The organism is Pseudoalteromonas sp. SR41-7 (genome assembly GCF_014163935.1).
In the GTDB taxonomy this organism is placed as follows: domain Bacteria; phylum Pseudomonadota; class Gammaproteobacteria; order Enterobacterales; family Alteromonadaceae; genus Pseudoalteromonas; species Pseudoalteromonas distincta.
The window spans coordinates 22,282-45,600 of record NZ_JACJEF010000010.1 but is presented as its reverse complement, the minus strand read 5'-3'; the positions used below and the strand labels follow the sequence as shown (position 1 = coordinate 45,600).

The following is a 23,319-nucleotide window of genomic DNA, read 5'->3' as shown; positions in this document are numbered from 1 at the left end:
CAGCGCCATAATTTACAGCACTAACGCTCGTAAACAGGAATTCAAATGAAAAAACAAACATTACTCAGTGTTTCAATGCTTGTCGTAGCACTTACTTTAACTGGCTGCCAATCAGCTTATTATTCTGCGATGGAAAAAGTGGGTGTTCACAAACGCGATATTCTTATTGACCGCGTAGAAGAAACCAAAGACTCGCAACAAGAGTCACAAGAAGAATTTAAATCGGCACTAGAGCGCTTAACTACTCTAATCGATTTTAATGGTGGCGAACTACAAGACACTTACAATCAATTAAACGACGATTACGAGTCGAGCTTAAATGCCGCTAACGAAGTATCAACTAACATCAACAAAGTAGAAGACGTGGCAGAAGCTCTGTTTGATGAGTGGAGCGATGAGTTAGAGCAATACAAAAGCGCGTCACTTAAGCGTGAAAGCAGCAAAAAGCTAACCGCGACTAAGCGTCAATTTGATCAGCTATTACGCTCAATGCGCAGCGCAGAGAGTAAAATGGAGCCAGTATTAACCTCGCTTCATGATAACGTTTTATACTTAAAGCATAACTTAAATGCACAAGCGGTATCGGCTATTAAAGGTGAATTCACTAACCTTAAGCGCGATATTCAATTGTTGATGAACGACATGAACAAATCGATTGCCGATTCAAATAAATTTATTGAACAAATGAATAGCGCTGGCTAATCATTTGTTACTTTAAAAAGCCTGCTTAGCTGCAGGCTTTTTTATGTTAAAGGGAATACTAAAAGGGATTTACAATGAAACGCTTTTTAATCGCAACAATTCTCTTATGTATATTAACGGCCTGCGGTGCACCTAATAATATTAATCGTATTACCAGCTCTGACTCAGTTGTTGTTATTAATGATAAGAACGGCCGTTATAAAAATTTATACACAGGTGAAAAAACATATCCCACTACCTGTACTGAAAACTGCTACCCAGCTCACCCAGACTTACTATGCAAAACCGGCAGCGAAAACTGCCAGTACCAAGGCCAGCAAACTAAACCACAACTTAGCACTGGCTATACTGTGCGCTGGCTTGGCCACGCTAGTTTTGTAATTAACACACCAAATGGTCAAAGTGTGCTGTTTGATCCGGTAAAAAATCAGTTTGATTCTCCAGTCGCACTTGGCTTTAAACTCAGCGGTGGCACTTATCGTAAAGCAGGCGCTTGGCCTAGTGAGCAAGAACTCGAAAATATTGATGCGGTAATGTATTCGCATATTCATTACGATCATTTTAATAAAGCCGACATACAAAGCATTGGCAATAAACCTCGCTATTTAACACCACTCGGTATGGCCGACAACTTCCCTACCGGCGGTTTTAACATTAGCGAAATGCCGTGGTACTCAACAACCAACATTGACGACTTAGTTATTAACGCCGTGCCAGCTCATCATTTTAGCGCTCGCGTATTAGTGCCCTTTATTTACGAAGATAACAATAAAGACTTATGGAATGGCTGGCTGCTTGAACAAAACGGTAGCACCTTATTTTTTGCAGGCGATACAGGCTACTCAAAACATTTTAAAGACATACAGCAAAAATATGGCGATATAGATGTATGCTTAATCCCAATCGCTTCTTACTACAGTAAAGAAAGTGGTAAATTTTATCGTTACGTTCACACCACACCAGAAGACGCGCTCAACGCAGCACAAGAGCTTAACTGCAAAGTAATGATACCGTGGGGATACGGTAACTCAAGTTGGAAAATGGGCGACCACAGCAGTCATTCAGCCCTGCTGCGCTTATTGCATATGTACAATAAAATGGATTCAAAAGTACCGCTGTATATTTTAAACGAAGGCGAAAGTATTTCACTGTAACTATTTACTTAGCTGTTTTAAGATTGTTATTACATTAAGACGAATCGACAATAAAATTGAGAGATTAATGAAGAAATTAGCACTCGCCTTAAGCTTTTTATTAAGCACGCCATCAATGGCTATTGATGTTGAACATACATCAACTCCAATTACTATTGATGGCGTATCAGAAAGCGTATGGGATAAAGCCGCTTGGCACGACATGCCTTATCTAATGGATGGCACACTGCCATCAAACGATGCCGACTTTAAAGGGCGTTATCGTTTATTGTGGGATCAAAACTATTTATACCTACAAGCCGATATTGTGGATGATGTTCTAATAGATACACACGCAGATCCAACCTATAAATATTGGGATGACGATGCGCTTGAAGTATTTATTGATAGCGATGCATCGGGCGGTAATCATCAGTTTAATCACACCGCATTGGCGTACCATATTGGCCTTGATAACCAAGCTGCCGATTACGGACCTGATAAAAAAGCCCATTTGTATACCGACCACCTAGTTAGTAACTGGAAGCGCAATACCACCGCGCCTTTTAACATCACCTGGGAAGTAGCGATAAAGATCTACCCTAATGATTATAAAGAAGGTGCTAAAAACACCCCACTTACACTTAGCGAAAAGCAAGTAATCGGCTTTATGTTAGCGTATTGCGATAACGATGGCAGTGAGGTGCGCGAGCATTTTATGGGCTCACACGAAGTACAGCCGGTAAATGGCGACAGAAATCGTGGTTTTATAGATGCCGACGTATTTGGCAAAATAACCCTACTCCCTAAAAAGTAAGCCCCCAACACCAATAAGTAGGTTGGGTTGAGCGAAGCGAAACCCAACGAAAAATATCCTACCAACAAAAACATAGACTTTGCAATATCGATTATTTAATTCTCAAGCACGTTTTTGCTTAGACAAAGAGCGCTGCGCCCTAATATAAAGCTAATTTCAGCCACCCTTTTGCTCATGTTTAATAATTTTAAGAAGCAAATCAATTCTGCGATTTGTTTTTTTGGTTTGCTCCCTAATCATTCCCTGCACCATAGCTGAAGCAAGAAAAATAAAACATATTATTTGAAATAATTCAGTTTCAATATCATAGAAGCTATTAGCAATTGATAACAAAACAAACGGTAAAAAAATTGATATGAGATCTTTCAAGCCCCAATCATTTTTTCCTAACGTTTCAAATTCATCTTTATATTTTTGCAGTTCAGCAATATGTTCTATCTCTAGTTTTGCCTTCATTTCATTTTCGGTATTCACACTAGCTTACTCGCACATATTAAATATAGCTTTGATAATAACTTAATACCTTTTTTAGGTTCAATATTAAAAACTGTTTAACGGTATCGAACCAACCGCGATGTTCTTCTAACCTGAGAGCTTACAGCTCTTTTCTCGCTAACTATTATTCACAAAAAAGCCGCTGTGTTTTTCAATACAGCGGCTTTTAAAATCATTATTCTAAATTAATAGATTATGACTTAGGTGCACGACCCGCACGTTTACGTTCGTTTTCTGTAAGGTGTTTCTTACGGATACGAATGTTTAGTGGAGTAACTTCAACTAGCTCGTCATCATCGATGAACTCAAGCGCTTGCTCAAGTGAGTAGTTAAGGTGCGGAGAAAGTGTTTGCGCTTCATCAGTACCAGATGCACGTACGTTAGTTAACTGCTTACCTTTAAGGGCGTTAACTGTAAGGTCGTTATCACGGTTATGAATACCGATAACCATACCTTCGTATACTTCAACACCGTGACCGATAAATAAACGGCCGCGCTCTTGTAAGTTAAATAATGCGTTAGTAAGTGCTTTACCAGTTGCGTTTGCAATCATTACGCCGTTCTTACGAACGCCGATAGCGCCACCTTTATGAGGACCATAATGATCGAACGTATGGTACATAAGACCAGAACCCGAAGTAAGCGTCATGAAATCAGTTTGGAAACCAATTAAACCACGGCTTGGGATCATGAAGTCTAAACGCATACGGCCTTTGCCATCTGGAGTCATGTTAGTAAGTTCACCTTTACGTAGGCCAACTTGTTCCATAACAGAACCTTGATGCTCTTCTTGACAGTCAATAGTCACTGTTTCAAACGGTTCTTCTAGAACGCCATCTACAGTACGTAAGATAACTTCTGGACGAGAAACTGAAAGCTCGTAACCTTCACGACGCATGTTTTCGATTAAGATACCTAGGTGTAATTCACCACGACCAGAAACACGGAAGCTATCTGGGCTTGCAGTATCTTCAACGCGAAGTGCTACGTTGTGTACTAATTCTTTGTCTAAACGCTCACGGATATTACGTGACGTTACAAACTTACCTTCTTTACCACAGAAAGGTGAGTTATTTACAGAGAATGTCATTGTTACAGTTGGCTCATCAACACTTAGTGGTGGTAATGCTTCAACGTTTCCTGGGAAACAAACTGTATCAGAAATCTTAAGCTCACCAATACCTGTTACAGTTACGATGTTACCAGCGTAAGCTCTATCAGTTTCGATACGCTCAAGACCTAGGTAGCTTTGTACTGCACCAATTTTACCATTACGTGTAGTGCCATCAGCACTGATAATAGTAACTTGTTGGTTAGGAGCAACAGAACCACGTTTAATACGACCAATACCAACTACACCAACATAAGAGTTGTAATCTAGTTGAGAAATTTGCATTTGGAAGTCACCTTCAGGATCTGCATCCGGTGGTGATACTTCTTCAACGATCATCTTGAACATAGGTTCCATGTTGTCTGATGGTTCGTCTAAATCTAGTGTTGCCCAACCGTTGATTGCTGAAGCGTAGATTACTTTAAAGTCTAACTGTTCGTCAGTCGCGCCAAGGTTGTCGAATAAATCAAAGATTTGATCCATAACCCAATCTGGACGAGCGCCTGGCTTATCAATTTTATTGATAACGACGATTGGCTTTAAGCCTTGCGCGAATGCTTTTTGCGTAACGAAACGCGTTTGCGGCATTGGACCTTCTTGAGCATCAACAAGTAATAATACTGAGTCAGCCATCGAAAGTACGCGTTCAACTTCACCACCGAAATCGGCGTGTCCCGGGGTATCTACGATATTGATATGGTAGTCATTCCAAGAAATGGCTGTGTTTTTAGCCAAAATGGTAATACCACGTTCTTTCTCAATGTCGTTTGAGTCCATCACGCGCTCTTCGTTACCGCCGCGTGTTTCTAATGTACCTGATTGCTCAAGTAGTTTGTCAACCAGTGTTGTTTTACCATGGTCAACGTGCGCGATAATCGCTATATTTCTTAACTGTTCGATGCTCATATATTTACTCAGAGAAATTAAATTCTCATTGATCCTGCAAGATCTACGCACTCATCCACGCTTTCGCGAGATGTCCCAGCATAGGATTTAAAAGGGCGCATATTATCCCTCATTAATGACATGGATGAAAGTTTATCCAATATAAATTTCAAAACTTTCTCAATACTTTTACTAAGTATCTGTTTTATATATGACAATTATATGAATTAAATTTCAATTTTTTTTTGAAAAACAGCCTTTTTGGCTATTTTGCTGATCTTTTTGGTACTCTTTTGCATTTAGGTTATGCTATTTCCGAGCGATTAAATTAGCAGCAAATTGTGCCCTGTAAATTTTGCACCAAAAAGGAAAATTTACGCACCAACATAGTGCGTTTGTACATTCCATTTTGATGCAACGATATTTTTTTAATTTATAAACAGCTAGTTATAAAAATGGCACAAAATCAGCTTAGTAAATCCCAAAGCAATTATGCAGCAATAACAAAACCCAATAGTTGGAGGACACATGTCACAATCGGTTTTAGATTTTATTAAAGAAAATGACGTTAAGTTCATTGATTTACGCTTTACTGACACTAAGGGTAAAGAACAGCATGTTTCTATTCCTCATCACCAAGTTGATGAAGACTTTTTTGAAGACGGTAAAATGTTCGACGGCTCTTCAATTGCAGGCTGGAAAGGCATAAACGAATCAGACATGGTATTAATGCCAGTTCCTGAGTCAATCAAACTAGACCCTTTCACTGAAGAAGCTACATTAATTTTACGTTGTGACGTAGTAGAGCCTTCTACATTACAAGGTTATGAGCGCGACCCGCGTTCTGTTGCTAAGCGCGCTGAAGATTACATGCGCTCTACAGGTATTGCAGACACTGTTTTATTTGGCCCTGAGCCAGAGTTCTTCGTATTTGACGATGTTAAATACAAATCAGATATGTCTGGTTCTATGTATAAAATTGATTCTAAGCAAGCTGCTTGGAACTCAGATAAAGAATATGCAGATGGCAACACTGGTCACCGTCCAGGTGTTAAAGGCGGTTACTTCCCAGTTGCTCCTGTTGATGACTTCCAAGATTGGCGTTCAGCTACGTGTCTAGTTCTAGAAGAAATGGGCCAAGTAGTAGAAGCACATCACCACGAAGTAGCAACAGCAGGTCAAAACGAAATCGCTACTCGCTTTAATACAATGGTATTAAAAGCGGATGAAATCCAAGAAATGAAATATGTTATCCATAACATGGCTCACTTATATGGTAAAACAGCAACGTTTATGCCTAAGCCAGTTGTTGGTGATAACGGTTCTGGTATGCATTGTCACCAGTCTTTAGCTAAAGACGGTGTTAACCTTTTTGCTGGCGATAAGTACGGCGGTCTTTCTGAAGATGCACTTTACTACATTGGCGGTATCATTAAGCATGCTAAAGCAATTAACGCTTTTGCAAACGCATCTACTAACTCGTACAAACGTTTAGTACCAGGTTTTGAAGCACCAGTTATGCTTGCATACTCTGCACGTAACCGCTCTGCATCAATCCGTATCCCAGTGGTTCCATCTGAAAAAGGTCGTCGTATTGAAGTACGCTTCCCGGATCCAACAGCTAACCCATACCTTGCTTTCTCAGCAATGCTTATGGCTGGCCTTGATGGTATCAAAAACAAGATCCACCCTGGCGATGCTATGGATAAAGATTTATACGACTTACCAGCTGAAGAAGCAGCAGAAATTCCAACTGTTGCAGCATCACTTGACGAAGCACTATCTGCACTTAGCGCAGACCGTGAATTCTTAACTCAAGGTGGTGTATTCACTGACGACTTAATCGATGCTTACATCGAACTTAAATCTAAAGAAGTTGAAAAGCTTAACATGACAACTCACCCAGTTGAGTTTGAAATGTACTACAGCTGTTAATTTAGCTGTATAAAATATGTGTGTTCTCAAGCCCGCTTTGCGGGCTTTTTTAATGGTAAAATTAATCAATCTCCACTAAAGTTAAGTTACCGACAAAAATGCAGGGCTGCAGAGTGAACAACAAGATTTTATTACTATTAATTGCTTTAGGATTAAGCAATTATGGTTACGCTGGTGAAACAAAGATATACGCTTGGAAAGATAAAAATGGCGTATTAGTGTTCTCTGACACCCCTCATAAAGGTGCTAAAGAGGTAAAGCTTACCAGCCAAGATCTTAATATGCCTGCAACAAATACTGACATTTTTGACGAGCAACCCCAGCCCCAACAAGCGGCCTTTAGTATTGCCATTTCCTCACCTGATCATAACCAGACTATTCGTGAAAATACCGGCACTGTTTATGTTACTAGCCGAATAAAACCACGCTTTGAAACTGGTTTTACTATACAACTTTTTATTGATGGCAAAGCACATGGCCCAGCCAGTGACAGTTCAACCTTTGCAATAAGAGATGTAGAACGTGGTGAGCACACACTACAATTAAAGCTTTTTAATAGTAAAAACCAAGTTATTGCTATAAGTGAGCCCTGCATATTTTTTATGCACCGAAAAGGGCTAAACCTAAGTAACTAAATTGGGGCATTACTAAACGTGCAGCAGTGTATTTTACTATATAACTTGCTTGTAAATATTTACGCACTAAAATGGTGCAAATATGATTAATAATAAAAACTTTAGCCCTGAGCTACTCGATGCTATTTGGCAAAATCAAACAACCGCTATCATGTTGCTTGATAAAAACTTCACCGTTGTCTATGCCAATACCAGTACTAGCGAACTGCTTGGCCTTGGTAACAAGCGCCTATTAGATCAGCCTTTCGATAGTCTTTTTAATTACCATTCAATCGATTTGCAGCGTATAGAACAATACTCATTAGTTGAAGGTGTAGATTGCCAGCAGCACAGAGCTGACGTGGTTTTTAGCGATTCTCGCCATGCAAAAGTAGCCGTAAGTACACGACAAATTAAGTTTGATGGCTCACTTTATATTTTATTTGAGTGGCGCCAAACCGATGACGAAATTAAGCACGACCAAGCATCTAATCAAATGCATCAATACCAAGCAGCCCGAAATCTAATAAGAGGCTTAGCTCACGAAATTAAAAATCCTTTAGGTGGAATTCGCGGAGCGGCGCAGTTATTGCAGTATGAGGTTGATCAACAAGAAAGAGACCAATGTGCTGAACTTATCATTGAGCAAGCTGACCGATTACGCGAATTAGTAGATAGGCTTTTAGGGCCAAATCAGCTTCCGCAAAAATCGTATGGCAATATACATCAATCACTTGAATCAGTTGCACGACTAAGTACGTTAGATAATTGTTCTAACATTAGCTTGGTTAAGGATTACGACCCAAGCATTCCTGATGTATACATTGATCAAGGTAAAATTCAGCAAGTAGTATTAAACATTGTTCGAAATGCTCAGCAGGCGCTTGTAGATGGCGGTGAAATAACAATAAAAACCCGCATTAATCATCAGCATCGTCGCCCAGGTAAAGCACCTAAAAAAGCCTTGTTGATCCAAATATCTGATAACGGACCAGGTATTGATCCCAGTGTACGTGAAACACTGTTCTACCCTATGATCACCAATAAAGAAGATGGCTCAGGGTTAGGACTCTCAATAGCGCAAACGCTGATAGATCAACATGATGGCTATATAGAATGTGATAGCTGGCCTGGACATACTGAATTTAATATCTATCTGCCCTTTGCAGATTAATGTTTGGAGTTTGCATGAAAACAGTTTGGCTTGTAGATGATGATGCTTCTATTCGATTTGTACTTGAAAAAGCACTAACCCGTGCAGGGTTTAACGCAGAAAGCTTTGCTAATGCGCAAGATGTATTAAGCGCATTAAAGTTTAGTCAACCTACTGTTTTAGTTTCGGACGTACGAATGCCTGGTATGGATGGCATGGCGTTGCTTGAGCTTATAGCAGAGCAAAACCCTGGGCTGCCAGTTATTATAATGACTGCCCACTCAGATTTGGACTCTGCAGTTAATGCATTTCAAAAAGGTGCTTTTGAATACCTAGCTAAGCCGTTTGATTTAAACGAAGCAGTGGCGCTAGTCGAGAGCGCATGCAGAGCAAACTCCACTAAAAAAACTAAGCGAAAGCAAGCTCCACCAAAAAGTGCCCACATTATTGGTGAAGCACCCGCTATGCAAGAAGTGTTTAGAGCGATAGGTAAACTATCGGCCTCAAGCATGAGCGTATTAATAAATGGTGAATCTGGCACAGGTAAAGAACTTGTCGCCAGCGCCCTGCACAACCATAGCCCACGTAAAGAAAATCAATTTATTGCACTTAACATGGCGGCCATTCCAAAAGAGCTTGTTGAGTCAGAGTTATTTGGCCACGAAAAAGGCGCGTTTACGGGCGCCGATAGCGTACGTAAAGGCCGCTTTGAGCAAGCCAATGGCGGTACACTATTTTTAGATGAAATTGGTGATATGCCACTTGATGTGCAAACACGTTTATTACGCGTTCTTGCCGATGGTGAGTTTTATCGCGTTGGTGGCCATCAAAGTATAAAAGTGGACGTACGCATTATTGCAGCTACGCACCAAAACCTTGAAGATTTAGTTAAACAAGGCAAGTTTAGGGATGATTTATTTCATCGTCTTAATGTTGTGCGCCTACGTTTACCCGCTCTTCGAGAGCGTACTGAAGATATAGAAAGCTTATCGCAACACTTTTTACATAAAAGCGCTAAAGAGCTACAAGTAGAAAGTAAAGTACTGAGCCCTAAAGCGACTGAGCAACTACGTTTATTTAATTGGCCAGGTAATGTACGCCAATTAGAAAACACGTGTCGCTGGCTAACAGTTATGGCACCGGGTGAGCTTGTAAGCGAGCAAGACTTACCGCCGGAGATTCTGGATGCTTCACCGACCCAAGAAGAAGGTGATTGGTTAGATGCGTTTCAACAATGGCTTAATCAAGAGCTAAAAAAAGGCAAAGAAAATATTTGGCCTGACATTCAAGCTCAACTAGAAACTCGCTTAATAAAAACAGCCCTGGCTAATTGCTCTGGTCATAAACAAGATGCTGCTATAAAAATTGGTTGGGGACGCAACACGTTGACCCGAAAATTAAAAGAGCGCAATATTAGCTGATTAAACGCTTTTAACACATTTGGTTATTGATGAAGCTAATCGAACATATTCCATTATTCAAACAAATGGAAATTATAAACAGGCTGCACTTTTTTAAAGAATTTACGCTCAGCGAGCGCCAAGTCTTATTGGAGTCGTTCGGCCTGTTATATTTAGTAAGTCAGCATCAATTTTTATTTAAGCAATACGATAACGACAAGCGCTTGTACATTGTACTTAGCGGCGCATTATTAGTATTTAAGCATAACCATTTACTAGAACTTGGCACTATAGAGCCCGGTGAATTTATAGGTGAAGGTGCCTTTATAAATAACCGAGAGCGCAGTACCAGTGCTCGCGCTAAAACCGACACCATAGTACTTGCCATTACCCCTGAAGCACTCACCCGCTTACCTAATGTAATACGTGAAAAAATTAAAGACCGAATTATAGAAGGTATGAGCTTGCGTATTGCAAAGCTCAGCGAGCATATAGAAACTCACGGTTAATTTTATCACTCAATCCATATAAACAATTTGTAATGAGCAGTTAAGCCAAGCTGGTTTATTTAAATGTGCATTGTAAATAAAAGTATCTGACGGTTTTTGACCAAAGGGTGTGCTTATTTTAGGCGTAGTATGCGTGTACGATTGCGATGTATTTTGATAATAAATAACTAAGTACGGTTCAATAAGCTCCCAATCCAACATCACTTTAGCACCACTTGGTAATGTAAATTGCGCCTTTTTTCCGTCAAATGAAACGCGCATATTGTTATATTTATCGTTTAAGCAACCCGTTGTAAGCATAATATTTGGCATACTTAGCTCGGTGCTTTGTAAAGCTGAACGTAAATAAAAACCTATATTTCCATTAGTGTAGTGATGATTCTCTGCTTTGCTGTAAATAATGTCAGGTTCAAATCCCATGCTTTGCATTATTAGTGTTAAGTGCTCTAACTGCCCGCTATCAAAGTCGTTATAAGAGACAATTAACGTCGCATTTTTATATGCTTTTGGTACTGCAATATTTTGGTATTTATAAGGTAGAGTTTGAGCAGCCAGTTTAGCTTCTAGCTGCTGCTTTTGATTTGCGCTCAATGCTTGTGTATAAACATACACAGTGGGTTGCTGACATGCACCTAATAAAAAGGCCAAGCACACTAAGAGTATATTTTTCATCATCAACCCCAATTAGATTACAAGTGTAGTCTAATTGAAATTCGATAAATAGCAAATCAGCTAATTTGGCTATTTAACCACGCATCAACACTTTTACGGGTGTATAAAACTTCTTTAAATAAACGATGGCGTTGAAATTCAAGTACCGATTTTTTTTTCATATCGCCACTCACTAAGCGACTATGGTGATCGTTAAATTTTGAAATCACAGAAAAACCACGTTCAGCATTTTCCTTTTGCTCTTTTACTTGATTAGTAAGGTGTGACCTAACATCATCTGCGGTCAACATATCTGAATTATCTAAGCCCATTAGCTCTTTTTTCATTGCTAATCTTACGCCCATTTTCTACTCCGTTTTATATGTATTCATTACACATTGATTAATCCGCCAGAGTTTTAGCAATTAGCGAGCCATACGTAAAAAATATTGCAACGAAGCTTAACTTTTAATTGCTTCAGTTTTTTTAAAGACAGATAAAATACCTAAAAACTTTCATAACTAATTGTGTATTACAGCTATCTAAAGTTACTTGCTTTGGTGCAAAAGTCGCTGTAAGCCTTTATACTAAAGCCTGTGCGTTACCCCACCGAGAGCAAATATGAACGAAGAATATATAGAAATAGAGTTAGAAGAAGAGCCGATTGAGCTTTGTAAATTATTAAAAGTATTAAACTTAGTTGAAGGTGGCGGCCAAGCTAAAAACCTAATCACTGAAGGCTATGTGGGTGTTAACCATGAAATTTGTACAATAAAGCGGAAAAAATTATACAGTGGCGATGTACTAGAATTCGATGGTGAGTTTTTTCAACTTGCGTTAAGTGAAGATGCAGTTCCTGCAGAAAAACCTGCGGCACAACCTCAAGCAGAATCAAAGCAAGCTGCACCACAACCAACAAATCAGCCAGCTAAAACTAAGCGCAAGCGCACTAAAAAGCCTAAAGTTGACGATAAAACAGGTCGTCGTCCTATTTCATTTGGTTAAGCATTTAAAAAACCCTCTTTTTATATAAAAAGGCCACCTTGTATAGTTGGCCTTTTTGCTCTTTAATTACCTAGCTAATAATAATAAAAACAAGGTAATAATATGTCACAAAACACACCAGCCACCTGGTTTAAACCCGCGGTATGGGCGGCACTCGTATGGAACTTACTTGGCGTTATTGCATTTGCTATGCACATGATGATGACACCCGAAATGATAGGTAAACTTCCGTTAGATCAACAAGCTGCCTACTCTGACATCCCTCTTTGGTCAACCATTGCATTTGCTGTAGCTGTATTTGGAAGTACTTTGGGTTGTCTGTTTTTACTTGCTAAAAACGCGCTGGCAACACCTACTTTTGCGCTATCGCTCGGCGCTATTTTAATTCAGCAATATTATAATTTTGTGGTCATAAATAGTATTGAGCTACTTGGCGCAAGTGCGGTATTTATGCCTATTTTTGTAATCATTATTGCCATCGCTTTACTTTGTTTGAGCATTAAAGGTAAGCAACAAGGCTGGTTACAGTAATTAATAAGGGTCGAAATAACTTTTGACCCTATCTCTTCTTTTAAATCATCTCTTGAAATTAAATTTTTCAGCATCATCTCTACTATAATAACTGTATAAAATTCGTTCTCTAAACGCGATTTTTTACACTGGTATGTACTTTGCAACTCGAACACTACAGAGGTCACTCTTCAAAACATTTTTATAATTCATAAAGGGGCAAATAATGAATAATAGTTTCGATACCCAACATCAGCTCACAATAAATGGTGAGCAATATCATATTCATTCTCTAAAAGGACTTGGCGACAAAGCGAAACGATTGCCCTTTTCCTTAAAAGTACTACTTGAAAACCTTCTTCGTAACGAAGATGGCGTAAATATAAAAGAACAAGACATTCAAGCCCTTCTTAATTGGGATCCTCAAGCAAAGCCTGCATCTGAAGTTGCCTTTACTCCCGCCCGTGTTGTTATGCAAGATTTTACCGGCGTACCCGCTATTGTAGATTTAGCCGCGATGCGTGATGCAATGGAAAAGCTAGGTGGAGATCCTGCAAAAATAAACCCGTTATCGCCTGCTGAACTTGTGATTGATCATTCGGTACAAGTAGATGGCTACGGAAATGATGGTGCATTTGATTTAAATGCAAAACTTGAGTACGACCGAAATAAAGAACGTTACGAATTTTTACGTTGGGGACAAACTGCTTTTGATAATTTAAAAGTAGTGCCTCCAGCAACCGGTATTGTTCACCAAGTAAACCTAGAATACTTAGCGCGCGTTGTTTTTAATGAAGAGCGCGACGGCAAAAAATTCGCTTACCCAGATACGCTTGTAGGGACTGACTCTCACACCACCATGATTAATGGCTTAGGTGTGCTTGGTTGGGGTGTAGGCGGCATTGAAGCTGAAGCAGCCATGCTTGGTCAGCCAATTAGCTTACTCATTCCACAAGTAGTAGGTATGAAGCTAAGCGGACGTTTACCTGAAGGTACTACCGCAACCGATTTAGTGTTAACAGTAACCGAAATACTGCGTAATCATGGCGTAGTGGGTAAATTTGTAGAATTTTATGGTGACGGCCTTGCCGACCTACCACTTGCCGATAGAGCAACCATAGCCAATATGGCACCAGAATACGGCGCTACGTGTGGTATTTTCCCAATTGATGATGAGACCATTAACTACCTTCGCTTAACAAACCGCGACGAAAAACACTTAAAAGTAATTGAAGATTACGCTAAGCATCAAGGCTTATGGCGTAACGATGGCGACGAAGCTAATTATACCGATACACTTGAGCTTAAATTAGATGACGTTGTACCAAGCCTTGCAGGCCCTAAACGCCCACAAGATAGAATTGCCTTAAACGAAGCTGGCAAAGTTATTGGCGATCATTTAAAAGGCTTCCAAGACGAACGTATGGCTCGTCGTGATAAAAGCAATGAAGAACAAGCTCGTATTGAGAGTGAAGGGCCGACAACAAATCCAGATGAGCCAGTTAACGAAGCGCAGTTTATGGGTGCCGCTAAGGTTAAATTTAAAGGCCAAGAGTTTGAGCTAAACGATGGCGCTTGTGTTATTGCCGCAATTACCAGCTGTACTAACACCTCTAATCCAAGTGTTATTTTAGCTGCTGGTTTGGTTGCTAAAAAAGCGAAACAGTTAGGCATTAATGTAAAACCTTGGGTTAAAACATCACTTGCTCCAGGCTCAAAAGTAGTTACCGACTACCTAGAAAAAGCAGGCCTGATGGATGACCTAGAAAGCCTAGGCTTTAACTTAGTTGGCTACGGCTGTACTACGTGTATTGGTAATTCAGGGCCACTTGCAACTGAAATATCAGACGCGATTCAAAAACATAAATTAGTAGTGAGCTCTATTTTATCGGGTAACCGTAACTTTGAAGGGCGTATTCACCAAGATGTTAAAATGAACTTTTTAGCCTCTCCTCCGCTTGTCGTAGCTTATGCCATTGCAGGTAGAACCGATATTGACGTATACAACGAACCCCTTGCTCAAGATGCTAACGGTAACGATATTTACCTTAAAAACATTTGGCCAAGCGTTAAAGAAGTAAGTGACTTAGTTAAAGAAACCGTAACTAAAGAAATGTTTGAAAAAAGCTACGCTAACGTTTACGAAGGCGATAGCCGTTGGCAGCAAATTAAAATACCGGATGGCAAACTTTACGATTGGGATGATGCATCTACCTACATTAAAAAAGCACCCTTTTTTGATGGTATGAAAGTAGAACCACCGGGCATTCCTTCTATTGAAGGTGCACGTTGTTTAGCTAAACTTGGAGATTCAGTAACCACTGACCATATTTCTCCAGCGGGTGCTATTAAAGCAGAAGCGCCAGCAGGTTTATACTTGCAAGAGAAAGGTGTAGATAAAGCGCAATTTAACTCGTACGGCTCACGCCGTGGTAATCACGAAGTAATGATGCGTGGAACGTTCGCTAATGTGCGTCTTAAAAACTTACTAGCTCCTGGTACTGAAGGCGGAGTAACACGTACTCAACCCAGCGATACGCTAGAGAGCATTTATGATGCAGCAATGGAGTATCAAAAAAATAATACTCCACTCATTATTTTAGCGGGCAAAGAATATGGCACGGGTTCATCTCGTGACTGGGCTGCTAAAGGCTCACTTTTATTAGGCGTTAAAGCCGTTGTAGCACAAAGCTACGAACGTATTCATCGCTCTAACTTAATTGGTATGGGTGTATTACCGCTGCAATTTAAAGAAGGTGAAAGCTACGAGTCACACGGGTTAACAGGGCAAGAACAATTCGATATTGATGGCCTGTACGATAAAACCGATGAAGTTACCGTTATTGCCACAAATGCCGAAGGTAAAAAAGTAACCTTGAGTGCTGATGTACGTATTGATACCCCTAAAGAGTGGGATTACTACAAACACGGCGGCATTTTACAATATGTACTGCGTAATATGCTCGACTAACAAAGACAGTAGTTAATACATCTAAAAGCCCAGTTTAGTAATAAGCTGGGCTTTTTTATATTTGCTGTTTGTTGTCTTAAATCAATGCTAAGCATTTAAAGCGTGCCTACTGAGGTAACTATGTCGCAAACAATGATAATTAGGCTGCTTAAAACATCAATATTGCTTGGGTTGTGCCTTATCGTGACTGGCCATACGTTACTTGTATCGAACTACTTTACTGTCAAGCATGGTATTAAAGGAATAATTATAGCGGCGGCATGCATTGCTGTAGGCGTGCTGCTGTCGCTTCCCACTAAAATATATTTAACAGTATTATTGATGGAAGCCGAAAAACGTTATTTAAAAAACCATAAAAGCACTCACTCTAAATAATTAAAGTGCACTTAAATTATTAATTTCTTTATTACGTTTTTCTAGGTTGTCTTTTACATTTTCGGCGTCATTAAATAGCTTTTTAACCGAATCTGGGTTCAAAATACTGATCCCCTCTGGTGCAGCCGACATTGTGTTTGGAGTTGAAGAGGTATTTAAAATAGACGTGTCTTCTGCAGCAATAACAGTAATATCTTTAGGATCGAGTTTTACTTCAATACTTTTTGCATGTGGGTTAGGTGTATCAGAAAAGTGCCATTGGCCTGTTTCGTCTTGCCACTTAAAAATTTTACCACTTGAGGTAGCATTTGTAGCAATTGGTTCATCAGAAATACTGCTCGCAATTTTATCGCCAGCTTGCTTAACACCCAGCACTGCTTGGTCCAAAGTATTGCTAGATAGCGCGACCATTCTTTCTTTAATTTGCCCAGATTCACTGCTAATTGATGATGCAGAAAGCCATGTTTGACCATCGGGCTTTTTTAAATAAAACAAAGAGATGACTGCAATAGCCATGATTGATATAGCTAAGTAGGTAAAGTATTTCATAGCGTTCCTGCTTTAATTAATCCTTTAATGTCTTGAGTCTAATAAAAAATACTTAATTAGGCAATTTTTTGTACCCGAATAAAAGAAAATAAAAACGCAGCCGAAGCTGCGTTTTTATTTGCGATTTAACTACATCGTAGTGACGTTAAATGCCGTCACCATCCATGTGTAGTCCACATTCTCGGTTTAAACCAAAAAAGCGAGTTTCTTCCTCTGTCATTCCTGGTTCTAACTTACGTGTTGTATGTACGTCCCCCATCGACACATAACCTTGTTCCCATAATGGGTGGTAAGGTAAATCATGCTTAGTCAGGTACTGATACACGTCGCGGTTAGACCATTCAATAATCGGGTACACTTTAACGGTACCACGGCTTATTTCTACAAACTGTTTATCAGCACGTGTAGATGATTGATCGCGACGCAAACCACTAAACCACGTGCCCGCTTCTATCTCTTTAAGTGCGCGGGTCATCGGCTCAACTTTATTAAGCTGGTTATATTGCTTAATGCCGTCCTCGCCTTGCTCCCACAACTTACCAAACTTAGCTTCTTGCCATGCTGGGCTTAGCTGCGCTCTATACACCTTTAAGTTTAGTGATAAACGCTCACTCATTTGTTCAATAAACTGATACGTTTCAGGAAATAGATAGCCTGTATCGGTTAATACAACGGGAATATCTGGACGTTGTGAGGTCATTAAATGCAGCATTACTGCCGCTTGAATACCAAAGCTAGATGATAAAAAAGCCGTATTAGGCAAGTTATCAAGCGCCCATGCAACACGCTGTTCTGCGCTCATATTCGCTAGCAAACCATTAGCATCAGCTAACATAGCCGCTTGGCTTTGTTTATCTAGCTGTAAAATGTTTTTAAATTCACTCATGGTAAATTCCAAACCTCACCAGCGCTTTGGCGCTGGTATTTAATTAAGCGTGAAAATCGGTTACTGATACTTTTACTTCAGCAACTATGCCTTTGCGTATAACAAAGTCACCAAAACACTCACCTTCGTTACGCTCTTTTGCCCATTGCCCAATGAGCTTATCGAATGCTTCTAGGTAAACGTCTTCGCCTACGTTCTCAAGGTACAATTTAGGAATACGTGTGCCTTCTAAATTACCACCTAGGTAAACGTTGTACTTACCTGGCCCTTTACCCACTAAACCAGCTTCTGCAAGCATTGCGCGGCCACAACCGTTAGGGCAACCTACAACGCGCATAATAATGCTGTCATCTGGTATACCGTGCTTAGCAAGTAATGCTTCAGTTTTTTCTACTAGGCTTGGTAAGTAACGCTCTGCTTCGGCCATTGCAAGTGGGCACGTTGGCAGTGAAACACACGCCATAGAATTTTTACGCTGCTGCGAATCTTTGTCGTCAATCAGGCCATGGCTACGTGCAATTTCTTCAATCACGGCTTTTTGATCTGCAGGTACGCCAGCAATAATTAAGTTTTGGTTTGCCGTCATACGCATGTCACCTTGGTGAACTTCTGCGATTTTACGACAACCTGTTTTAAGCGGCTTGCCTGGGTAGTCTAAAATACGACCACTTTGAATAAATAGCGTTAAGTGGTGCTTACCATCAATGCCTTCAACCCAACCAATGCGGTCGCCACGATGAGTAAACTCAAACGGACGGCTTGGTGCAAACGTAACGCCTGAGCGTTTTTCTACTTCTGCTTTAAATACATCAACACCTACACGGTCTAGTGTGTATTTAGTTTTTGCATTTTTACGGTTTGAACGATTACCCCAATCGCGCTGCACAGATACAACATGCTCTGCAATTTTTAAGGTATCTTCGAGCGTAATAAAGCCAAAGTCATCAGCCTTACGCGGATACGTAGCCGTATCACCGTGAGTCATGGCAAGGCCACCACCAACAAGTACGTTAAAGCCAACAAGCTTTCCGTTATCAGCAATTGCCACAAAGTTTAAGTCATTCGCATGCACATCAACTTCGTTATTAGGCGGAATGGTTACCGTTGTTTTAAATTTACGCGGTAAGTAGTTAGATCCTAAAATTGGCTCTTCTGTGGTTTCTGCCTTTTCGCCATTTAGCCAAATTTCAGCATACGCTTTCGTTTTTGGTAATAAATGTTCAGAAATTTTTGCAGCCCAGTCGTAAGCTTCTTGGTGTAACTCAGACTCAACAGGGTTAGTAGTACAAAGCACGTTACGGTTAACATCGCCCGCAGTTGCAATAGAGTCTATACCTACGCTGTTAAGCATTTGGTGCATGCCTTTAATATTCGGCTTTAATACACCATGAAACTGAAACGTTTGACGCGTAGTTAGACGAATGCTGCCGTAGCTTGTTTTTTCATCAGCAAACTTATCAATTGCTAACCACTGCTCTGGCTTAATAATACCGCCAGGCATACGTGCACGTAACATTACATTATGTAGCGGCTCTAGCTTTTGCTTAGCACGCTCACCACGTATATCGCGGTCATCTTGTTGGTACATGCCATGAAAACGTATTAACTGAAAATTATCGGCAGTAAAACCACCGGTAATTTCGTCTTTTAAATCTTGCTCTATGGTGCCACGTAAAAAGTTACTTTCTCTTTTCAAACGTTCGTTATCAGAAAGTTTTACGTTTTTATCTTGTTCGCTCATTTTAAATCCTAAATTTGTTACAGTGACGGCTGCTAGCTGTTAAATAAAATAAGAAACGTGATTAATACACGTCTTTCTGATAGCGGTTTGCGCTACGCAAATCTTTTAAGTATTGCTCTGCGTCTTCGTTACTCTTACCTGTGTTTTCTTTAACGATATCAAGCAAGGCGTTGTGTACATCTTTTGCCATACGATTTGCATCGCCACAAATATAAAAGTGAGCGCCGGCTTCTAACCACTCAAACACGTCTTTACTGTTACTGCGTAATTTGTCTTGTACGTATACTTTTTCTGCTTGGTCACGGCTAAATGCAACATCTACTTTGTTAAGTAAACCCGATTTTAAATAACCCTGTATTTCTACTTGGTATAAAAAGTCTTGAGTGAAATGTGGGTTACCAAAGAACAACCAGTTTTTGCCTTGTGCTTCACGCGAATCACGCTCTTGTAAAAATGCACGGAACGGCGCTATACCCGTACCAGGACCAACCATAATCACCGGTGTATCATCGTTAGTTGGTAGGCGGAAATTGTCGTTGTGTTCGCTAAATACTTTAACTTTACAACCTTCTTCTGCACGACGAGTTAAGTAACCAGTACAGCCACCTAAATGCTCGCTATCAAATGCATCAAACTGCACTAGACCTAGTGTTAAGTGTACTTCGTCTTCAACCTCAGCTTGGCTAGATGCAATTGAGTACAAACGAGCTTGTAGTTTACGTAGGCAATCTACTAATGTTTGCGCATCAATTTTTGCTGGATTTTGGCGAATCACATCATATATTTGACGAGGCTCAATGTATGCGCGCATTGCAGTTTTATCTTCAACTAGTTTAAGTAGCTCTGGCGTGCCCGTAGCAGTTGCATATTTTTCTACAAAACCAGGGTATGACTGAGTCAGCTCTAGTTTTTCAATAAGTGCATCGCGTACGCTTAGCTCTTCATCACCTACTTTTACAATGCTTGTTGCATCAATTTGAGTAAGTGTAAGTACTTCATCAACTAATACATCGTCATTTAAAAAGTACACACCTAATGAATCACCAGGCGTGTAAGTAATGTCAGAACCTTCAAGCGAAATTTCAACATGGCGTACATCTTTAGTTGAGTCGCGACCGGTAATTTTTTGAACAGTTAATAGCTCTGCTTCAAATGGATTTTGTTTTGTATATTGGCTTGCTGCAGAGGTTGGAGCGCCAAATGGCATTGATACAACTTGACCACCAGCGGCCTCTTGTTGCGCTTTTAAATCAGGTTCGAATGCGTCAATTGCGCCCGCAATCCATGTTGCAGCTTCTTCTTCATAATCTACATCTAAATCAGCACGTTGATATATGGTCTGTGCACCTAGTTTATTTAAACGCTCTTCAAAGTCTTTTGCTGTTTGGCAGAAAAACTCATAGCTAGAATCACCTAAACCAATAACGGCTATTTTTACATCGTCTAGTTTTGGTGCTTTTTTAGTTGCTAAAAATTCATAGAGTGTTTCTGCGTCTTCTGGTGGCTCACCTTCACCGTAAGTAGATACAACGATGGTTAAAAACTTTTCTTTTTTCAGGGCTGTTGGTTTGTAATCTGACATGCTAACCAATTTAACCGCTAAGCCGCGCGACTCAGCCTGCTCTTTCATTTTGCTTGCTACGCCTTTTGCGTTACCCGTTTGCGAACCATATAAAATAGTTAGCGCTGCAGCATCTCCTGCAGCCGGTACGCCAGCAGTAGGAGCACCTAATGCAGCTGAGTTAGCATTTGCGGCTAAGTAACCACTTACCCATGCTTGTTGAATTGGATTAAGCTCAGCCACTAAACCTTGCAGCTTTTGTACTTGATCTTGCGATAGCGGGCTTGCCGCAGCATTTAGTTGACCTAACAACATGAATCGATTCCCCATAACCCTGAAAATTAAACACAACACACTTTGTGTATTGTTAAAAATGAGTTTTACCTCATCCAGAGTGTATCTGTTGAGGTTTTCTAAGTATGCAGGATAACGGGCTAAGCATAGATAAAAAAAGAATAGAATCTGCTTTGATATTCCATTTAGTTATTAATTTATAAAAATACCTTCAAAAACAGATTAAAGACTTATTATTGCTTTTTACTGCACTTTAAATTAACAATTTTGTAACCTAACTAATGTAGGGTATATTCTTCATTCAAAATAAAAATAGGAACAACTATGTTACACGGGAAATATAAAAATAAACTACTTAGTACCGCTTTGTTACTTGGCTCATTACCTGTAATGGCCAATGTAGCTAATGGCGGATTTGAACAATGGTCAGGTAATACACCTAGCTCTTGGAGCACTATTGATAGCGGAATCAGCTTAACGCGCTCAACTAGTACAGTTAAAAGCGGTAGTAGCTCTGCTGCTGTCAATGTAACTACAGGATCGCAAAGTAACACTGATTTACTACAACAAGTTGCTGTAGAAGCGGGTAAAACCTATAACTTTTCGGCTGATGTTTACCACACCGAAGGTAAAATTAAAGCTCGCTTGTATGTAGATGGTTATCAAAGCTATTCAAATCAAGCACAAACTAACCAATGGCAAACAGTTAGCCATAGCTATACAGCAAGCAGTGATAAAACAATTAGCGTAGGGCTTAGGTTTTATGATGTAAGTGGATTTGATGGCAGCGAAACCGTATACGTAGATAACTTTTTACCAAATACTGATGGCAACGCATCAACAAGTTGCACCGACAATAGCCTTACTTTAACGCTTAACACCGATAATTACGGTAGCGAAACTAGCTGGGCCGTTAATAATAATCAAGGTAGCGCTGTTGCTAACGGCAGTGGTTACGCATCAAACACTCAGTATGATGAGCAAATATGCCTAACTGATGGTACTTACACACTTGTTATTAGCGACAGTTACGGCGATGGTATGTGTTGTTCAACAGGTAGTGGCAGTTATGCGCTTAAGCAAGGCTCTACCACACTTGCTAGCGGTGCAAGTTTTAATAATACAGACAGCACAGCATTTACTTTAGGCGGTGGCTCTGGTGATGGCGGCGGGACTAATCCAACACCCACAGGCTACTATGTTACTGCTCAAGGGTTATCAGGTTATACACTAAAAACTGAGCTTTATAATATTATTAAAGATCATAATGCACAGGGTTACTCGGCTATTTGGAATTTTTACGACTCATCTGCACGTGATAAATACTTTGAAAACGATAACAGCATTTTAGATATGTATAGCGAAAAACCAAACGGTTCAGATAGCTACAATTATACTGCTGTGAGCGATCAATGTGGTAACTATAGTGGAGAAGGCGGCTGTTACAACCGTGAGCATTCATTCCCTAAAAGCTGGTTTGGCGGCACTATTGAGCCAATGAACTCAGATGTGCATCATATTTACGCAACCGACGGTTATGTAAACTCAAAACGTAGTAATTTCCCATTTGGTGAAGTAGCAAGCGCTTCATTTACATCAACCAACGGAAGTAAATTAGGTTCTGCCGCAAGTTCATTAAATTACTCTGGTACTGTGTTTGAGCCAATTGACGAATTTAAAGGTGACTTTGCTCGCGCTTATTTTTACATGGCAACGCGCTACGAAAATGTAATAGGCACTTGGCAAACCAAAACGACCTCAAGTAATGCTGTGCTTAATGGTTCAAGCAACCAAGTATTCGAGAACTGGGTTGTAGCCATGCTGCTTAACTGGCATAACAGCGATCCTGTAAGCCAAATGGAACTTGACCGTAACCAAGCAGCCTTTGAATTTCAAGGTAATCGTAACCCGTATATCGACCATCCTGAATTTGTAGAAATGATTTGGTAAAAGTTAGCAGTTAAAACATAAGCCTTTGCAATTGCAGGGGCTTTTAACCTTTAGTGTGTAATATTTTTATAA

At 40.1% G+C, this 23,319-nt stretch carries 21 protein-coding genes; 13 read left to right on the top strand and 8 right to left on the bottom strand.

Translation table 11 applies throughout. From position 1 onward, the window contains the following. Window positions 1-45: 45 nt before the first annotated feature. The 3 genes from H5092_RS14095 to H5092_RS14085 all read left to right on the top strand — a co-directional run bounded on the left by H5092_RS14095 (window position 46) and on the right by H5092_RS14085 (window position 2,652). The gene (locus tag H5092_RS14095) at window positions 46-702 is read left to right on the top strand and encodes a DUF2959 domain-containing protein (RefSeq protein WP_182716053.1); all 657 of its coding nucleotides are present in this window, start codon (window positions 46-48) and stop codon (window positions 700-702) included. 74 nt (window positions 703-776) lie between these two features. Then, window positions 777-1,856, top strand: coding sequence for an MBL fold metallo-hydrolase (locus H5092_RS14090; RefSeq protein WP_182733756.1), 1,080 nt, complete (start codon window positions 777-779; stop codon window positions 1,854-1,856). Between the two features lie 67 nt (window positions 1,857-1,923). Beyond that, the gene (locus H5092_RS14085) at window positions 1,924-2,652 is read left to right on the top strand and encodes a CBM9 family sugar-binding protein (RefSeq protein ID WP_182733755.1); all 729 of its coding nucleotides are present in this window, start codon (window positions 1,924-1,926) and stop codon (window positions 2,650-2,652) included. Window positions 2,653-2,808: 156 nt separating this feature from the next. Here the strand turns inward: H5092_RS14085 and H5092_RS14080 are convergent, their stop codons facing one another. Together H5092_RS14080 and typA are read right to left on the bottom strand one after the other, a co-directional pair. Beyond that, on the bottom strand, window positions 2,809-3,126 hold the full coding sequence (locus H5092_RS14080) for a hypothetical protein (RefSeq protein ID WP_182716056.1): 318 nt from the start codon (window positions 3,124-3,126) through the stop codon (window positions 2,809-2,811). A 214-nt stretch (window positions 3,127-3,340) separates the two neighbouring features. Beyond that, on the bottom strand, window positions 3,341-5,164 hold the full coding sequence (gene typA, locus H5092_RS14075) for a translational GTPase TypA (protein WP_002961123.1): 1,824 nt from the start codon (window positions 5,162-5,164) through the stop codon (window positions 3,341-3,343). Between the two features lie 507 nt (window positions 5,165-5,671). Here typA and glnA point away from each other — a divergent pair. From glnA to H5092_RS14050, 5 genes are all read left to right on the top strand, one after another. Continuing rightward, window positions 5,672-7,078, top strand: a complete 1,407-nt coding sequence (gene glnA / locus H5092_RS14070; RefSeq protein ID WP_010554792.1) for a glutamate--ammonia ligase — start codon at window positions 5,672-5,674, stop codon at window positions 7,076-7,078. A gap of 113 nt (window positions 7,079-7,191) precedes the next feature. Continuing rightward, entirely contained in the window at window positions 7,192-7,713 is a 522-nt protein-coding gene (locus tag H5092_RS14065) for a DUF4124 domain-containing protein (RefSeq protein ID WP_182671859.1), read from the top strand. An 82-nt stretch (window positions 7,714-7,795) separates the two neighbouring features. After that, a complete protein-coding gene (gene glnL / locus H5092_RS14060) occupies window positions 7,796-8,866 on the top strand; it encodes a nitrogen regulation protein NR(II) (protein ID WP_002961118.1) in 1,071 nt (356 codons plus the stop codon). Between the two features lie 14 nt (window positions 8,867-8,880). Then, on the top strand, window positions 8,881-10,266 hold the full coding sequence (gene ntrC, locus H5092_RS14055) for a nitrogen regulation protein NR(I) (RefSeq protein WP_002961117.1): 1,386 nt from the start codon (window positions 8,881-8,883) through the stop codon (window positions 10,264-10,266). Between the two features lie 29 nt (window positions 10,267-10,295). After that, window positions 10,296-10,754 (top strand): cyclic nucleotide-binding domain-containing protein, encoded by a 459-nt coding sequence (locus tag H5092_RS14050; protein ID WP_002961116.1) that lies wholly within the window; start codon window positions 10,296-10,298, stop codon window positions 10,752-10,754. Between the two features lie 9 nt (window positions 10,755-10,763). On the opposite strand, the gene H5092_RS14045 is transcribed toward H5092_RS14050, so the two are convergent. Together H5092_RS14045 and H5092_RS14040 are read right to left on the bottom strand one after the other, a co-directional pair. Further along, entirely contained in the window at window positions 10,764-11,426 is a 663-nt protein-coding gene (locus tag H5092_RS14045) for a hypothetical protein (protein ID WP_182733754.1), read from the bottom strand. A 56-nt stretch (window positions 11,427-11,482) separates the two neighbouring features. Next, window positions 11,483-11,770 carry a hypothetical protein gene (locus H5092_RS14040; RefSeq protein ID WP_165728334.1) on the bottom strand — a complete coding sequence of 96 codons (288 nt, stop codon included), beginning with the start codon at window positions 11,768-11,770 and terminating at the stop codon, window positions 11,483-11,485. A 256-nt stretch (window positions 11,771-12,026) separates the two neighbouring features. Between H5092_RS14040 and H5092_RS14035 the strand changes: the two genes are divergently transcribed. The 4 genes from H5092_RS14035 to H5092_RS20740 all read left to right on the top strand — a co-directional run bounded on the left by H5092_RS14035 (window position 12,027) and on the right by H5092_RS20740 (window position 16,266). After that, window positions 12,027-12,410 carry an RNA-binding S4 domain-containing protein gene (locus H5092_RS14035; protein ID WP_182733753.1) on the top strand — a complete coding sequence of 128 codons (384 nt, stop codon included), beginning with the start codon at window positions 12,027-12,029 and terminating at the stop codon, window positions 12,408-12,410. A 102-nt stretch (window positions 12,411-12,512) separates the two neighbouring features. Continuing rightward, window positions 12,513-12,941, top strand: coding sequence for a hypothetical protein (locus H5092_RS14030; RefSeq protein ID WP_182733752.1), 429 nt, complete (start codon window positions 12,513-12,515; stop codon window positions 12,939-12,941). 205 nt (window positions 12,942-13,146) lie between these two features. Continuing rightward, a complete protein-coding gene (gene acnA, locus H5092_RS14025) occupies window positions 13,147-15,891 on the top strand; it encodes an aconitate hydratase AcnA (protein ID WP_182733751.1) in 2,745 nt (914 codons plus the stop codon). A 120-nt stretch (window positions 15,892-16,011) separates the two neighbouring features. Then, window positions 16,012-16,266, top strand: coding sequence for a hypothetical protein (locus H5092_RS20740; RefSeq protein WP_259398392.1), 255 nt, complete (start codon window positions 16,012-16,014; stop codon window positions 16,264-16,266). On the opposite strand, the gene H5092_RS14020 is transcribed toward H5092_RS20740, so the two are convergent. The 4 genes from H5092_RS14020 to H5092_RS14005 all read right to left on the bottom strand — a co-directional run bounded on the left by H5092_RS14020 (window position 16,267) and on the right by H5092_RS14005 (window position 21,318). Next, the gene (locus tag H5092_RS14020) at window positions 16,267-16,815 is read right to left on the bottom strand and encodes a DUF4124 domain-containing protein (RefSeq protein ID WP_182733750.1); all 549 of its coding nucleotides are present in this window, start codon (window positions 16,813-16,815) and stop codon (window positions 16,267-16,269) included. It lies immediately after the preceding gene. Window positions 16,816-16,960: 145 nt separating this feature from the next. Beyond that, window positions 16,961-17,701 carry a phosphoadenylyl-sulfate reductase gene (locus H5092_RS14015; RefSeq protein ID WP_002961106.1) on the bottom strand — a complete coding sequence of 247 codons (741 nt, stop codon included), beginning with the start codon at window positions 17,699-17,701 and terminating at the stop codon, window positions 16,961-16,963. A gap of 43 nt (window positions 17,702-17,744) precedes the next feature. Then, window positions 17,745-19,442: an assimilatory sulfite reductase (NADPH) hemoprotein subunit gene (gene cysI / locus H5092_RS14010; RefSeq protein WP_182716060.1), complete on the bottom strand. Its 1,698-nt coding sequence runs from the start codon at window positions 19,440-19,442 to the stop codon at window positions 17,745-17,747. Between the two features lie 61 nt (window positions 19,443-19,503). Further along, window positions 19,504-21,318, bottom strand: coding sequence for an assimilatory sulfite reductase (NADPH) flavoprotein subunit (locus H5092_RS14005; protein WP_076926057.1), 1,815 nt, complete (start codon window positions 21,316-21,318; stop codon window positions 19,504-19,506). A 303-nt stretch (window positions 21,319-21,621) separates the two neighbouring features. On the opposite strand from H5092_RS14005, the gene H5092_RS14000 reads away from it, so the two are divergent. Next, a complete protein-coding gene (locus H5092_RS14000; RefSeq protein WP_182724780.1) occupies window positions 21,622-23,247 on the top strand; it encodes an endonuclease in 1,626 nt (541 codons plus the stop codon). Window positions 23,248-23,319: the final 72 nt, after the last annotated feature.

Bases quoted from the DNA above. Each gene is read 5' to 3' on its own strand.
- H5092_RS14095 (WP_182716053.1), top strand. From the start codon at position 46: ATGAAAAAACAAACATTACTCAGTGTTTCAATGCTTGTCGTAGCACTT.
- H5092_RS14090 (WP_182733756.1), top strand. From the start codon at position 777: ATGAAACGCTTTTTAATCGCAACAATTCTCTTATGTATATTAACGGCC.
- H5092_RS14085 (WP_182733755.1), top strand. From the start codon at position 1,924: ATGAAGAAATTAGCACTCGCCTTAAGCTTTTTATTAAGCACGCCATCA.
- typA (WP_002961123.1), bottom strand. From the start codon at position 5,164: ATGAGCATCGAACAGTTAAGAAATATAGCGATTATCGCGCACGTTGAC.
- glnA (WP_010554792.1), top strand. From the start codon at position 5,672: ATGTCACAATCGGTTTTAGATTTTATTAAAGAAAATGACGTTAAGTTC.
- glnL (WP_002961118.1), top strand. From the start codon at position 7,796: ATGATTAATAATAAAAACTTTAGCCCTGAGCTACTCGATGCTATTTGG.
- ntrC (WP_002961117.1), top strand. From the start codon at position 8,881: ATGAAAACAGTTTGGCTTGTAGATGATGATGCTTCTATTCGATTTGTA.
- H5092_RS14050 (WP_002961116.1), top strand. From the start codon at position 10,296: ATGAAGCTAATCGAACATATTCCATTATTCAAACAAATGGAAATTATA.
- H5092_RS14045 (WP_182733754.1), bottom strand. From the start codon at position 11,426: ATGAAAAATATACTCTTAGTGTGCTTGGCCTTTTTATTAGGTGCATGT.
- H5092_RS14040 (WP_165728334.1), bottom strand. From the start codon at position 11,770: ATGGGCGTAAGATTAGCAATGAAAAAAGAGCTAATGGGCTTAGATAAT.
- H5092_RS14035 (WP_182733753.1), top strand. From the start codon at position 12,027: ATGAACGAAGAATATATAGAAATAGAGTTAGAAGAAGAGCCGATTGAG.
- H5092_RS14030 (WP_182733752.1), top strand. From the start codon at position 12,513: ATGTCACAAAACACACCAGCCACCTGGTTTAAACCCGCGGTATGGGCG.
- acnA (WP_182733751.1), top strand. From the start codon at position 13,147: ATGAATAATAGTTTCGATACCCAACATCAGCTCACAATAAATGGTGAG.
- H5092_RS20740 (WP_259398392.1), top strand. From the start codon at position 16,012: ATGTCGCAAACAATGATAATTAGGCTGCTTAAAACATCAATATTGCTT.
- H5092_RS14020 (WP_182733750.1), bottom strand. From the start codon at position 16,815: ATGAAATACTTTACCTACTTAGCTATATCAATCATGGCTATTGCAGTC.
- H5092_RS14015 (WP_002961106.1), bottom strand. From the start codon at position 17,701: ATGAGTGAATTTAAAAACATTTTACAGCTAGATAAACAAAGCCAAGCG.
- cysI (WP_182716060.1), bottom strand. From the start codon at position 19,442: ATGAGCGAACAAGATAAAAACGTAAAACTTTCTGATAACGAACGTTTG.
- H5092_RS14005 (WP_076926057.1), bottom strand. From the start codon at position 21,318: ATGTTGTTAGGTCAACTAAATGCTGCGGCAAGCCCGCTATCGCAAGAT.
- H5092_RS14000 (WP_182724780.1), top strand. From the start codon at position 21,622: ATGTTACACGGGAAATATAAAAATAAACTACTTAGTACCGCTTTGTTA.